Genomic DNA, 13,157 nt, shown 5'->3' with positions numbered 1-13,157 from the left:
CGTTGCCATGGCCCTGCTGGAGCAGGCAACGGAGGCGCTGCACATGGCGGGCAACATTGACTTGGCACTCCGTGTCCTAGCTATGTGCCAAGGCGGACTTGTCACGGTTTTGTGCCGGTCACCTGAGCGTTTAGAGCTAGCAACAGGAGACCGAAGAGATGATCAAGCACGCAGTCGCCGGCCCTCCGGATCAAAAGGCGGGGCGCTCAGGATCGTTGCTTTATGAGGCTTTCCAATGACATAGACATCTACCGTGTCGCCAGGTTCTGCGCCATTGACGTAACCGAGTGCCAGGGACATTCCCACGCTATAGCCATAGGTACCTGAAGAGACTTTCCCGATAGGCTGGCCGTCCTTGAATATCGGCTCGCCTCCGGTTGCGTCCGCATTCGACGCCCTAGTTTGCGCTTCGTCGAGCGCCAGAATTACCAAGTTTTCGCGCGAGACCTTTGCGATGTTGGCCATTGCGGCATTCTTGTTCAGGAAATCCTTGTCCATCTTGCACAACCCGACCATGCCAACTTCTTGTGGCCAGTATTCCGGGCTGTATTCCCGGCCCCATGAGCCATAGCCTTTCTCAATACGCAGGCTCATCAAGGCCCGCGCACCAACCGGTCCGCCCCCGACTTTTGCCGCAGCATCTAAAAGTATCTTGTAAAGCGTTTCCTGATCTTCAACTGCGCAGTGCAATTCCCAGCCAAGATCACCCGTGAACGAGACCCGCAGGGCCAGCGCCTCGACCCCGGCAATCTGGATCTTCTGTGATCGCATGAAGGGGAAATCCCCGCTGGCAAGCGAGGCCTGTGTCAAACCACGCAACACATCACGTGACTTGGGACCGGCTACATTGAAGCCGCAAATCTCGGGCGTTTTGCTTTCAAAAGTGGTGCCAGCAGGCAGCGGAACTTCTTTGAAGAAGCGGCTATGATAGCGCTCGGCAATGCCGGAACCGATGATCCAGAACTCCTCATCTCCGGTACGGGTCACCGTGAAATCGCCTGCGATCCCACCGCGTTTGCCAATCAGCGGCGTTAGGCAGGAACGGCCGGTTGCCTTGGGCATCCGATTGGCAAAGAGCGCGTTCAAATAATCTTCAGCACCAGGTCCTTTACAGATGTATTTGGCAAAATTAGAGATATCGATGACACCAACGTGGTTGCGCAGCATCTTGCATTCCACACCGACCGGCTCCCACCAATTTTGGCGGGTAAACCCGTTGGTATCTTTCGTACCAGGGGTGTCAGCGAACCACTGCGGATGTTCCCAGCCAAAGTTCAGGCCGAATACTGCACCCATGTCCTTTTGCATCTTGTAAACCGGGCGGGTGCGAACGGGACGACCGGCCTCTCTCTCTTCGTTGGGAAAATGGATTGCGAAGCGCTTGGCATACTGGTCCTTTACCCGGGCTTTGGTGAATTCCTTGTTTGCCCAGTCGCCAAAACGCGCCACGTCCCAAACGAACAAATCATATTCGGTCTCACCTTCGATGATCCACTGAGCAGCCATCAGCCCCATACCCCCGGACTGAGAAAATCCCGGGATAATGCCAGCACAACAGAAGTAGTTTGCCCGCTCGGGGATAGGCCCAAACAAGACGTTGGAGTCCGGCGACCAGATCATCGGCCCGTTGATCACGCGTTTGATGCCAGCCTCGCCCACGACAGGCATGCGCTTGACCGCGTTCATCACGTTGTCCTCGATCCTTTCCAGATCGTCAGCGAACAGTTCATGTGCAAAATCAAGAGGTGTCCCGTCCTCAGCCCACGTCCGCACGTCGGTTTCATATGCCCCCACCAAGAGGCCATTTCCCTCTTGTCTCAAATAGTATTCGCCATCACGGTCGGACAGTACCGGAAGACGCGCCTCGCGTTTTTCGATGCCGCTAATGGCGTCAGTCACGAAATACTGATGCTCAGTCGGTTGCAAGGGCAGCGTGACACCCGCCAGTTCGGCAACCTCTCGGGCCCACAAGCCCGCAGCATTGACCACCCATTGCGTGTGAATGCTGCCTTTCGGTGTCTCAACGATCCAGGAGCCGTCGTCCTGCTGAACGGTAGCAGTAACAGGCGTGAATCGGTGAATCTCGGCCCCGCGCTGACGCGCGCCGATGGCATAGGCGTTGGTCACACCAGAGGGATCTACATTGCCTCCATTGGGCTCGAACATGATGCAACGCACGCCATCGAGATTCAGGAATGGGTTTAACTCTAGCGCCTTCGCCTCATCGATTTCGTAGAAACCCATATTGTAGAGTTTGGCCTTCGCCACTTGCAGGCGCAGTTGATGCTCACGCTCTTCGGTCAGTGCGGTATAGATCGTGCCAGTGCGAAACACCCCACAGCTTTGACCCGTTTCGGCCTCCAGTTCGTCGTACAAACGCATCGTGTAGCTCTGGATTCGGCTGACATTGCTGTTGTCATGCAAACCATGAATATTGGCGGCTGCATGCCATGTGCTGCCAGAGGTCAGCTCGTTTCGTTCCAACAGGACGACATCGCTCCATCCCAGTTTGGTGAGATGATAGAGAATGGAGCAACCGATGACCCCGCCCCCGATGACCACGACCTGCGTTTTTGTTTTCATGGGTGGTTACTTTCCAGATTTGATCATCGCGATTGAGGAGCGCAGCGCGGGTTGATTTCAGGGTCAGATTTCACAGCCAAACGGCGGAGCCGCCGCGCAGAGGCTTCCCGGACACACTCCGAAGGTTCCGCGTATGAAAGTGATCTTCCGGCCAATCTTCGAACTGTCCGAGGGGTTGCCCGCTGATTTCTCAACGGTACGCAGTGGAATGTGCTTGAGGTGAACAAGCGTCATTGTGTTGCTTTTGTTAGCCCATCAAGAAGGGCGCTGACGCTCATGTCCTGTTTTCCCTTCTCGAGCAGCGACGCTATGCAATCGATTTTGGTGCCCGACATGGAAAGCTGCGCATATATGCGAAATTTTTGTGCGAGAGCCGCGTTACTGAGCGGGTTGTCGTAATTGCCCTGCGCCACGTGCGGACCAGATGTCAGTTCCAACCCGTCGATATATTTCAGCCTGACATGCGCGAAGCGCTCATCTGGAAATGCCAAATTGTATTCATCGACTTCGCAACATGTGACCAAGTCTGCAAGCGCCAGAACTTCGGGGCGATTGAACACATCGGGGTCAAGATGATTGGGTAAAAGATCGCCATGGATAAGCGACAATGCAACGGTGACCGGCAAACTGTATTGCACTTCATCGCTATATTTGGGCCGCGTCATCGCAAGCCGTGTGGCTTCATGAAATGTGAAAACTTCAATTCCGGCAATGGCGTCGGTCGAAATGTCATGGCTTCGTCTCAATGCGGCAATCGCTTCAATCGGGGGCTGAGCCCAACGACACACCGGATAGGCTTTGAAGTTCAATTCCAATATGCGCCAGCGCTGCCCAAGGTCTGACCAGATGCCGGCTACTTCAGGTGCCTCGCAGGTGACTGCAGGTGCACCGGTGAATCCGTCTTCGGCCAAATCTGCGGCAGACACGCCCACCATGGCCCCCCACCCCGAGCTGTCTTTGACCATGGTTGGATGATCAATCGCGCGCATCATCTGTGCGCGCGGTCCGTAATATTCAGCAATTCCCAAAGCATGGCGAAACGTCGTACTGGAAAAGCCTCGAATGCGGCTGGACACCGCAGCGCAACCAAGGGCATTCCACGCGCCTGAGCTATGATAGTCAGGCACTGTGGCATGTAGCGATAAACCTGCCCGTATAGCGACCTCATATCCTGCCACCAAATGCGTCAGAAACTCATCGGTGCTTAGCATGGGATCGACACCCAGTTCTGCCAAAAGCGCCGGTAGAAGCGCCACACCGGCGTGCCCTTTGCAGGATTGATGCCCGTCATGGCCGTCAATTGAATCAATCGCAATCGCGCCGGCAAAGGCAAACCCCGGAGGGCTAACCTCGCGGCCATCAAACAGCATCGGCACGCCGCTCCCCGCACTCGCCCCATAGCGTTTTGCGGCATGGTTTCGTGCTATCCGTGCGGGCTTCGTGGCCGCACCAGCGGCCCATACGCCCAGCAGATCCACAAGGCAGCGTCGTGCCTGATGCATCACTGGGTCGGGCACAGCCGTCGCAGTGAGGTTTGTCGCAAAATCAAAGACATTCTCATAAGGCTTAGGCATCAGATATTCCGCCCTCATCTTTGCGCCGGGCGACAAAGGCTTGCAGTTCCTCGCGGATTGCGAGGTCAATTGCGGGCGGCGTATAGGAACTCAACAAATCCTCGGAGATCCTGGCGGCGCGGGTTAGGGCGTCTGGAGCACCGGCCTCGGTCCATGCGCCAAAATTGCGCCAGTCCGAGAGTATGGGCGCGTAGAAGGCGCGTTCATAACGATCGAGCGTATGTTGTGTGCCGAAGAAGTGGCCTCCTGGCCCGACATTGCGCATCGCATCCAGGCCGTACTCTTCCTCTGACGTGTCGATTGGCGTGTGGCACAGCATCAGCGACTGTATTAATTCAGCGTCAAGAACCATCTTTTCAAATGAGGCGGTCAAACCGCCCTCTAGCCAGCCAACGGCATGCTGAACAAGATGGGCCTGCCCCCCGACTGCGGCCTGCAACGAGAACAGGGATTCATAAGCGGCCTGGGCGTCCATCGCGTTAGAAGCGTTGGCATTCGAGGCTCGAAACGGGATATTGTAGTGCCGTGCCATTTGCCCGCCCGCTGCAATTGCGCGCACGTTTTCAGGTGTTCCGAAAGCCGGTGCCCCCGATTTCATATCCACGTTCGAGGTGAAGCACCCATAAAGGACAGGCGCACCCGGTCGCACGATCTGGGTGATGGCAATTCCCATCACAGCCTCGATGTTTTGCTGCAAAATCGCGCCCGCAAGAGACACCGGTGCCATGGCTCCAGCCAGAGTGAATGGCGTGATTATGACGGGCTGGTTCCGGCTGGACATCGCGAATAAGCCGTCCAGCATCGCCTCGTCAATCAACAGCGGCGAGTTGATGTTGACGTTGGTAATTGCGACCGCTCTGGTTTCCAGCTCCTGGTTTGACAGGCCCTGCGCAATGCGGTTCATCTCCAACCCATCCTTGATACGGGTTGCCCCAATTGCGTAGAGCCGAAACGGCTTATCGGACAGCGTCAGGAAGTCAAAATTGCAGTCAAGATGGCGAGTGGCTACAGGCAGGTCAGTTGGCTCGACCGGATTTCCGCCAAACGCATTTACCACATTTAGCTGCTGCGACAGGCGCAGCATGTTTTGGAAGTCAGCGTGGTTTCCAGGCCTGCGCCCCCGCTTCAGATCCGACGCATTCGGCGCGCTGGCCACCGACATGAAAGTGATCTTATCGCCACCGATATGGAGCGAGCGTTCCGGGTTTCTGGCGTGGAGCTCAAAAGAAGCAGGCACCGTGCAAAGAAGGCTTTCGATCAAGCCCCCATCCATCCGCACCATTTCGTTTGAGTCATCCACTGTCGCACCCGCCACGCGTAACATCTGACGGGCACGGGCGGACTGCACTTTCATCCCGCAATCTTCTAAAAACCGCAGCGTGCGGTGGTGAATGTCTGTAATTTGATCGTCACTGAGTATCTTCGTTGGCGCAGCGCGGTTTGTCATTTGTCCTTTGTCACATTGCGCAACTGAGCCGAGCGGTGACTTGCGTCTGCTTGTTCTGCTTGTTCTCCCAACGCGTGCCATTGGTTCCTTACTGCTCTGCATTGGCCTGAGATACTTCCCTCAGAACGGTGCGACGCAAATCCTGTCCATTTTCACATTTTCTTCCCTAACGGGATTATGTGAGTTTCCTGGCTGTCAAAGCGAGCATCGCACCCACTTAAGAGCTTCTTTCACAGTAGCTTTTTAGCGTATCGTGGCCAAACGAGTATTTTTGCGAGCTGCCAGAACAAAGCTCAATCGGGCGCAGGGCTCCCCTCGGGCGAAGGCTTGCTGCCAGCTATGAGATGTTTACCCATTTTCCATCAGGAAAGTTGAAACCGGCGTGATAATCGCGACGGAGACCTCGTTGATGCCTGTGATCGGAACATTGCCGCAATCCGCCGCCGCCTGATCAGGAAAAACACCAGAGCGCAATGGCGGCCCCTACAGTCAAAGGAGCATTCTTCATCGCAAGCTCTCCCTGGTTGAATTTTCTTGCAAATACGCTTGGCTGACAGCTTGTTCGCATGATCTGGATTCTATTGCCGTGCGAAGGTAGAGTGCGGGCGATGTCTATGGGTTAATTGTATAACTAAAAGTGCCGAAGTGTATATTTCTCATTGAAACCGCAATGACCTAACGAAGCAAGTCAGAACATTGACCCGAATGATGAAAAAAATTCAAACTTCAAAGCCGTGCAACTTGCCGCTGAATGCACTCAGAGCTTTCGAGGCTGCTGCGAGGCATCTAAGCCTGACGAAGGCAGCAAAGGAGTTATCTGTCACACCGGGTGCCGTTGGACATCAAATTCATGCCCTTCAGGATAGGCTGAATGTGAAACTGTTCAAACGATCTGGCAATTATCTGGAATTGACCCGCGAAGGCAACGAGGCGTTGCCGTTAATTAGTTCCGCATTGATAACAATGTGTCTGGCCGTGGATAAAATGACGGCATCTACGCCCTCACTAACGGTCAAGGTTGCCGCAGACATTACTTTTTCGAGTATGTGGCTTGCTCCCAAACTTGCAGAATTCAGACGGGTAGAGCCCTCAATAGAAGTTTGGGTCGTCCCACCAATCGACACCGCGAGCCTTGCCGGAGTCGATGTGGATATGGCGATCCAGTACTTTGCCGAGACAAGGCGCGGAGCCAGCATATCGCTGTTGCATCACGAAAAGCTGTCACCTGTTTGCTCCCCTGCATATCTCAAGAGTTCCGAACCGCTTGCAAAACCGGAAGACCTGCAAAATCACAGACTGATTTCAGTGGATTCTGATCAGAACGCAAGCCCCTATCCGGGCTGGCAAGAGTGGGCGGCAGAATATGCCGTTACGCTTCCTTCAGAAAACATCGGTGTGCATTTTGCACATGCCATTCCGGCGATCGAAGCCGCTCTCTCTGATCAAGGCGTTGCTTTGATCAGCCAATCAAACATTGTGAGGTATCTTCGGAATGGCGAGCTGATCCTGCCATTTGACGACGAATTCACGCTGGTGCTGCCGCGATATATTGTGACAGGAGCAAAAAATACCAGTCCGGCCTGTATACGTCTTCATGAGTGGTTGGTTCAAAACAGACATTAGAGCATCGTACCGAAAAATGGTTCCCGGTGCTCGGAGTACTCCGATACTCTATCAATGTGATAGAATGAGCTTTGGACACACGATGCTCCAGACAACGGCGATCAGGCGGATTCGTTTGTTCGGAAAATAAGTATTAGATAAAAACGCGTTTGTTTCTGGTTTCCCAGTCTTTTGCGAATACACGATCTCCGTTCTCAAAAGCTTCAACATTGGCGCGCAAAACGAATTCTTCGCTTGTTGCAGTAAGTTCGGTTCTGGCCTCGACTCTTGTGTGCCAATCACTGCCTTCAAGAATTTGGGTCTGCCGTTCGATATGGACCATGCTCAGCGGATCACCAGCGCATATTTCAAAAGACGCCTGCCCACGGCTGGTATAGGTGATTTCGGAATCGGTGAGATGGACCGAACCTGCATTTCTGCTGACGACATAAGAGGTCTTTCCCGTGGCAAGATCACGGGAAATCTGGCGTGTCGAATCCCGTTCGATCAATACCTTATGTTCTACCAGCCTGGATCCGACAGGTTCGCCGAATTGAGGGTAAAAATTTACACCTGCCGTATTTTCCCGGGCGGGCAGCAACAATTCACAGCCGCCTGTAAGAACAGACAATGTGACTGGTTTTGGAGAAGGCCACACTAATGGCCAGTAGTTCGTCGATATGGCTAGTCTGATGCGGTGGCCGCCGGGAATGACATAGGCCACATCCCGCAAGCTAATTGCCACCTCGTATGTTTGCCCGGCTATCAGGGATTTGGGAGCCTCATGGCCGTCAATGTGGTTCAAATTAATCAAACCGTATGTGATCCGGTTTGATTCACCATCAGGCCACACATCAATCAGTCGCAATGCAATCATTGCCACCGGCTGGTCGACCGAGAACGACAATTTCACGACCGCAGCACCAAACAATTCAATGTCCTGTTCAACAGGCTGGGACTCAAAGCTCAGGCTTTGACCGTCATCCGCTCGTTGGTCACCGCCAAATTCCGCTCCCGCACCCCAGGTATTCCACTCGCCTCCATCCATCCCTGTTGTTAACGGGGATTTGTGACATAGAGTGACACCCCCTGCTGCCAAAGCTCCAGCGTGCCATCACCCAGCGAAAACTTGATCGACGTTACATTTTTTGGAGGCCAGCTATCATTGTAGGTCCATCGCCCTGTAACTGCAGGCCGCCTGGTTCTGGGGGCTGGCTATCCATAACAAAGACACGAATGGTCGGTTCATCCATGATGCCAGTGTCATGACCCTTGAGCCAATGATCCCACCAACGCACGGTTTCCTGCAAAAAACCGATGGAAGGTGCAGGGCTGGCCACATGGGGATAGTCATGCCCCCAAGGGCCAATCAACCCGCGCTTTGGCGCTTTCAAACCAGCAAGCGTCGTCCCCACCGAATTAACATAAGCATCGCTCCAGCCACCTACGGCCAGAACCGCGGCGGTGATATTATCGAATGCCTCGCAAGCGGAGCCGCGTTTCCAATAATCGTCACGTGTCTGGTGCTGTAGCCAGGTGTCGGGAAAGAGCTCCAACCGGTCGAGCCGCTCCATCCACATATCTCGCCATTTATCGCCCACCACCCGAGGGTCCGGCGGGCGCGCGGTTTCGGACAAGAACCGGGTTCCCCATCGCAGATTGGCCTCGATCAAACAGCCGCCCAGATAATGTGCATCATTTGCGTATCGGTTATCGCTGGCGCAAAGCGTTATTATGGCCTTCAAATTCGGAGGGTTCATTGCAGCAATCTGGAGAGAGTTGAAGCCACCCCATGAAATACCCCACATGCCAACGTTGCCATCACACCAAGGCTGTTCAGCCAGCCAAGCGATAATTGCAAGGGCATCAGCATGCTCACGATCCGTGTATTCGTCTGTCACGATGCCATCAGAATCTCCGGTGCCCCGGATATCGACGCGCACGCAGACATATCCGTGTCCAGCGATGTAGGGATGGCGCGTGGCATCACCAGCCGCAGTGCCGTCACGCCGCCTGTAAGGAATCATCTCCATGATCGCAGGGACCGGAATTTCCCATGCATTCGTCGGACGCCAAATCCGAGCCGCTAGGCGGCAACCATCGTCCATCTCTATCCATTCAGTAGCGATGTCATCTATTGCGAGCATTGCCTCGTTGTCAGATGTCATGACATTCACATCGACTGAAATATTGTGGGGAATTTTCATATGTAACATTGAGACAGGCCGTATGCCTCGGCAACTGAGAAGATTTCCAGCCAACAATAAAGATTCTATGGCGCATTGTGAAATTGCCCCAAGCCGCAACCCTTGGCAGTGGAACATCATCCATCTGGTTCCGCTAAGTTTTCGGGCGCAGGCAGGGGTACGACGAATGCAATTTTCGCTCTTACGAAAATGTCAATTTATGGTGCAAAATTAGCATGATAGGATCAATATCATGCCGGGGTCCAAGTTGGGAGAATTGGCGTCTATCCTTGCCCTGGGCAGGAACAAGAAAGCCCCCGCGGCAATGCCGAAGGGGCTAGACAGATAACGTTGGTTGCGGGGACCCGCCTTGGCCTGTGCCGAACTATCGGCCAATTGAAAATGCGGAGTGGTAACAAAACATGATAGAGGTTTAAGATTCTGGAGGGATCATAGGTTCGAATCTCTGCGGACGTATCACCCATATATCTTTGATTTATATATAAAAGTTTCGAATCATGAGAAAAGAGGGAGTTGTCGGGCAACACATCGGTCATATGACGGGGGCAGGGAAACCAGATAGAAGCCGAGAGCCTCGTGCTCGCATCGACGATTCGGACCTGATCCACGGGCACCATACAGACCATCGGCGTGTGAAAGCTGCAACGAAAAGCCGGATATTCGTCCGCAATCGTGATCGCCGAGCCAGAACCAATCCAAGCCTTGCAATTAGGCGGGGTCCATATACATCTACACACGGTTTCTACAACACCCGTCGGCGACACCGCGCTTTAGGATACAGTCGGTTTCCCTCGAGACCGAAATGATAAAACTGAGTGAAAGCCTCTCCGCTAAATCCGGGCAAGCCCAGCATGGGCCGTAGCGCACTCAGAACGCGACCCCGTCCGGGCCTTTGAGTTGAAGAAGCTCGCGTGCGTCGGAAGGCGTGGCGACTTCATGACCCAGACCTTCGATTAAACTGCGTACGATACCAACCTGCTCCGCGTTGGATCGAGCAAGCTTCCCGGCACCGACCCAAAGAGAATCCTCCAACCCTACGCGGACATGGCCGCCTATCGACGCCGAGATCGTCGCGATCGCCATCTGGTTTCTGCCAGCGCCGAGGACCGACCAGCAGTAGGCGTCGCCGAAAAGTCGGTCGGCGGTGCGCTTCATATGCATCACGTCTTCAGGATGGGCACCGATTCCGCCAAGAATGCCGAAGACGCTCTGCACGAAGAAGGGAGGCTTGACGAGACCGCGATCGACGAAATGCGCCAGCGTATAGAGATGCCCTATATCATAGCATTCGATCTCGAAACGCGTTCCATTTTCGGCGCAGGTCGTCAGGATTCTCTCTATGTCCGCGAAGGTGTTCTTGAATATGCGGTCGTTCGACCCTTCCAGGTAAGAGCGCTCCCAGTCGTATTTGAACTCATTGTACCGGCTCAGCATCGGATAAAGGCCGAAGTTCATCGAGCCCATGTTCAGCGAAGCGACCTCCGGCTTGAAGACCGACACCGGGCTCAACCGCTCTTCGATGGTCATGGTCGACGCGCCACCGGTCGTGATATTCACGACGCAGTCCGAACGCTGTTTGATGACCTGCAGGAAGGGCTGAAATCGTTCCGGCGATTGATCAGGCTGCCCCGTCTCTGGATCACGCGCGTGAAGGTGAACGATCGCCGCGCCAGCCTCGGCTGCATTAATAGCGGCATTCGCGATTTCTTCCGCTGTCACGGGCAAGTTCGGCGACATGGACGGCGTGTGGATCGAACCCGTGACCGCGCACGTTATGATTACTTTACGGCCAGCCATCAGAGCACCTGAACGGATCGGGACAGTACGCGCCCAGCAGATTCCGACCTGCTGGCTTTTTTCGGATTCTCGTTATCCATTCTTGACTCCATTCGATATTTCGGTGGGAAAGGTGAATTTTTGCGAGCCATGGTCATGTCAACCATCCGGGGTTGGCTGCGAGATCCGGCCAGGCTATTGGAGCACCGAGCGGGTCCGGCTGGATCGGCGACCCGGGCGCCCAGTCGGCGGCGATGAATCGGCGACCATTGACGTGGCCGGCGGCGTCGGCACACAGCCAAAGCATCGGCGCAGCCATCAACTGCGGTGCTACGAGGTTTTCGCGCCGAAGCCCGTTCCCAGCCGGTACCATCGGGGTATCTGCCGGCCCGCCTGGCACCACAATGTTCACCGTGATGCCGCTGCCGTCGAGTTCCTTGGCCATCGATGCGGACCAGGCTTCGAGCCCGGCTTTGGCCGCGCCATATGGCCCAAACCCCCGGTTGAGCATCGTAAAGAAGCTGGTCGTTACATTGATGATGCGACCCCAACCTTGGGCCCTGAACTGGGGTAGTGCGCTTCTGGTGAGAAACACCGGACCATTGAGGTTTACGGCAATCATCCGCATCCAAGTCTGCGGTTCGATCTCCTCGAACTGCACCGGGTCCACGAAATAGTCGTCGCGGATAGCATTCATTCCTAGGGCGGCGTTGTTGATCACCACGTGCAGGCCACCGAAAGTCTTGACCACTTCTCGGACATGCGCCTCACAGGCCATCGAATCGGCGATGTCATAGGCCTTTGCAACGAGGCGCGAACCGAACTGTTCTTCCAGCTCCTTCAACCCTTCGACATCAACGTCGCAGGCCCCGATCCGATAGCCCATCGCGCAGAAGGACTCGACCAGCCGGCGGCCTATGCCGCCAGCGGCCCCCGTGATGATCGCGACCTTATCGACTCGGCTCGACTCTTCCATGTCCCAGTGTCCCTCCCCAGGTTCCGCCCGATGCAGTGGATGTTGGCGATGGCCGTCAGCCGCCGAGCATCGTCCGCGCCTCGTCAGGCGTGGCGAGTTCGCGTCCGAGGTCTCGGGCCAGCGCAGCCATGGCCGCGACCTGCTCGTGATTGCGCCTCGCGAAATTGCCGTTGGGTAGACGCACATTGTCCTCGAACCCGACGCGCACGATATCGCAGCCCATCGAAGCGCCCAGGATGTTCATTTTGAATTGATCCTGGCCCGTCGCGTTGACTTGCCAGCGCGCCTCCGGGAACAGGCGCTTGCCCTCTTCGGACATGAAAACAAGCTGGCGGGCGGTTGCGGGCATACCGCCGAAACCCATGATGTAGTCGAGCCAAAAGTTTTCTGAATTTGCGTCGAATACCCCTTCGGCCGCGAGCTTGGCCGCATTGTGCAGGAACCCGACTTCTGCGATCTCCATCTCCCAAGGGATCCCCTTGCGGACGATATGGCCGATGTTTTCACGAAGGAAGGCGAAGCTGTTCACCATCGTGGTGGGGTTCGGCTGGCCGCCCTCTGGATGGACGAATTCCCACGATCCGAGCGGGCAACTCAGCAGGTCCTGGCCGGGCTCTATGGACAATAGTCCCAAGCGTTCCTCGGCCGAATGCCAGACCATCTGCCCGCTAGCCGGATCGCGCTTGAGCCCGAGGCTTGTCGTTGTCTGTATCAAGATGTCGGAACGCGTCTTGATCTTACCTATGGTGTCGCCGAAGATCGACAGGTCGCCACTTGCCGCCTTTGTGACCGGGTCTCGTGCATGGATGTGTATGATCGCCGCGCCGGCTTCGCAGCAAAGCTCCGCTTCCTCCGCGATCTCGGCAGGGGATGTTGGCACCATCACGCCATCGCGATCGACCTGATTACCGGTGGTTGCGACGAGGATTATTAGCTTGTCGTAGGACATGGGTGGCCTTTCTTCAGTCATTGATGATGGGTTCTGCGCCGGT

The 13,157-nt window shown here is 55.3% G+C and carries 9 protein-coding genes; 1 reads left to right on the top strand and 8 read right to left on the bottom strand.

Going from position 1 to position 13,157, the window contains the following annotated elements:
- Positions 1 to 162: 162 nt before the first annotated feature.
- From AC0L7S_RS10170 to AC0L7S_RS10160, 3 genes are all read right to left on the bottom strand, one after another.
- Positions 163 to 2,583, bottom strand: coding sequence for a GcvT family protein (locus tag AC0L7S_RS10170; protein WP_473470746.1), 2,421 nt, complete (start codon positions 2,581 to 2,583; stop codon positions 163 to 165).
- Between the two features lie 230 nt (positions 2,584 to 2,813).
- Positions 2,814 to 4,157, bottom strand: a complete 1,344-nt coding sequence (locus AC0L7S_RS10165) for an MmgE/PrpD family protein (protein ID WP_473470744.1) — start codon at positions 4,155 to 4,157, stop codon at positions 2,814 to 2,816.
- Positions 4,150 to 5,685, bottom strand: coding sequence for a trimethylamine methyltransferase family protein (locus AC0L7S_RS10160; RefSeq protein WP_473470743.1), 1,536 nt, complete (start codon positions 5,683 to 5,685; stop codon positions 4,150 to 4,152). Before AC0L7S_RS10160 ends, AC0L7S_RS10165 begins: the two co-directional genes overlap by 8 nt.
- Before the next feature lie 624 nt (positions 5,686 to 6,309).
- On the opposite strand from AC0L7S_RS10160, the gene AC0L7S_RS10155 reads away from it, so the two are divergent.
- On the top strand, positions 6,310 to 7,227 hold the full coding sequence (locus AC0L7S_RS10155) for a LysR substrate-binding domain-containing protein (RefSeq protein ID WP_473470742.1): 918 nt from the start codon (positions 6,310 to 6,312) through the stop codon (positions 7,225 to 7,227).
- A 133-nt stretch (positions 7,228 to 7,360) separates the two neighbouring features.
- Here AC0L7S_RS10155 and AC0L7S_RS10150 read toward each other — a convergent pair whose 3' ends face one another.
- The 5 genes from AC0L7S_RS10150 to AC0L7S_RS10130 all read right to left on the bottom strand — a co-directional run bounded on the left by AC0L7S_RS10150 (position 7,361) and on the right by AC0L7S_RS10130 (position 13,114).
- The gene (locus tag AC0L7S_RS10150) at positions 7,361 to 8,305 is read right to left on the bottom strand and encodes a CocE/NonD family hydrolase C-terminal non-catalytic domain-containing protein (RefSeq protein ID WP_473470741.1); all 945 of its coding nucleotides are present in this window, start codon (positions 8,303 to 8,305) and stop codon (positions 7,361 to 7,363) included.
- Positions 8,306 to 8,345: 40 nt separating this feature from the next.
- Positions 8,346 to 9,374 (bottom strand): CocE/NonD family hydrolase, encoded by a 1,029-nt coding sequence (locus AC0L7S_RS10145; RefSeq protein ID WP_473470739.1) that lies wholly within the window; start codon positions 9,372 to 9,374, stop codon positions 8,346 to 8,348.
- Between the two features lie 906 nt (positions 9,375 to 10,280).
- The gene (gene kce / locus AC0L7S_RS10140; protein WP_473470738.1) at positions 10,281 to 11,210 is read right to left on the bottom strand and encodes a 3,5-dioxohexanoate:acetyl-CoA acetone transferase; all 930 of its coding nucleotides are present in this window, start codon (positions 11,208 to 11,210) and stop codon (positions 10,281 to 10,283) included.
- A gap of 133 nt (positions 11,211 to 11,343) precedes the next feature.
- Positions 11,344 to 12,165: an SDR family NAD(P)-dependent oxidoreductase gene (locus AC0L7S_RS10135; protein ID WP_473470737.1), complete on the bottom strand. Its 822-nt coding sequence runs from the start codon at positions 12,163 to 12,165 to the stop codon at positions 11,344 to 11,346.
- Positions 12,166 to 12,220: 55 nt separating this feature from the next.
- Positions 12,221 to 13,114: a beta-keto acid cleavage family enzyme gene (locus AC0L7S_RS10130; protein WP_473470735.1), complete on the bottom strand. Its 894-nt coding sequence runs from the start codon at positions 13,112 to 13,114 to the stop codon at positions 12,221 to 12,223.
- Positions 13,115 to 13,157: the final 43 nt, after the last annotated feature.

Source organism: Mesorhizobium sp. G2-6-1 (genome assembly GCF_055809095.1).
This window is presented reverse-complemented; position numbering and strand designations above follow the sequence as displayed.